General features: G+C 40.5%; 2 protein-coding genes. Both read left to right on the forward strand.

Going from position 1 to position 906, the window contains the following annotated elements; genetic code table 11:
* The coding region (locus tag OCV61_RS18455; protein WP_158422954.1) for a tyrosine-type recombinase/integrase at window positions 1-686 on the forward strand (686 nt) is incomplete at its 5' end.
* Window positions 687-688: 2 nt separating this feature from the next.
* Window positions 689-906: transposase zinc-binding domain-containing protein (locus OCV61_RS18890; protein WP_262583449.1), on the forward strand; the 218-nt coding region annotated here is incomplete at its 3' end.

Here is a 906-nt window from a genome sequence, read left to right on the forward strand (position 1 = left end):
TAACTGAAAAGAAACTTTCCGGGATTTCACCAGAAACATACAATCACTACCATTCAGGAATCCGCTTCTTTTACAAAAAAATATTGAAGAAGAATTGGGATGATGATGACATACCTCGTATGAAAAGGGACAGAAAGTTACCAACGGTGCTTACAAAAGCAGAAATATCGGCTATTCTTGATGCTACGCCAAATTTGAAGCACAAAGCTATGATTGCTACTATGTATTCAGGCGGACTTCGTGTTTCCGAAGTCACACACCTTCATTATGATGATATTTCACGCACGAATAAAACCATACACATCCGCGATGGAAAAAGCCGATCTGACCGTTATACTTTGCTTGCAGACCGGACGCTTGAAATATTGACAGAATACTGGTTTCAATGTGGCAGGCCAAGAGGGATTCTGTTCCCAAGTTCATGGACAGGGGATTATCTTACAAAAGATAGTGTCATTCAGTTTTTTCGTGAAAGCGCCGAAAGAGCAGGCATTCAAAAACACGTCTCCACACATTGTTTGCGTCATAGTTTTGCAAGTCATCTGTTTGAGTCAGGCTGCGATATAAAATATATTCAGGCTCTTTTGGGACATCGTGATCCAAAATCAACAGAAATTTATCTGCATGTAAGCAATAAAACTCTGCTTGGTATTAAAAGCCCATTTGATGAGATGGGGGGTGAATGATTATGGATAAATCATGTACGATACAGGATGTATTTGAACGGTTCTATCCTTCCTATGAAAAGAGGAGTAACCCTCCTGCTCATCACAGAAAAACGGCTTATCACATCAGAAACTGTAAAACAGGAGTTTTTGGTGTAAACATCAGTGTTTGTGAGGACTGCGGATATATCAGTGTTCACAACAACTCCTGCAGAAGCAGATGCTGTCCCATGTGCCAGGA

It is taken from the genome of Blautia ammoniilytica (assembly GCF_025566965.1).
GTDB classification, from domain to species: Bacteria; Bacillota; Clostridia; order Lachnospirales; family Lachnospiraceae; genus Blautia_A; species Blautia_A ammoniilytica.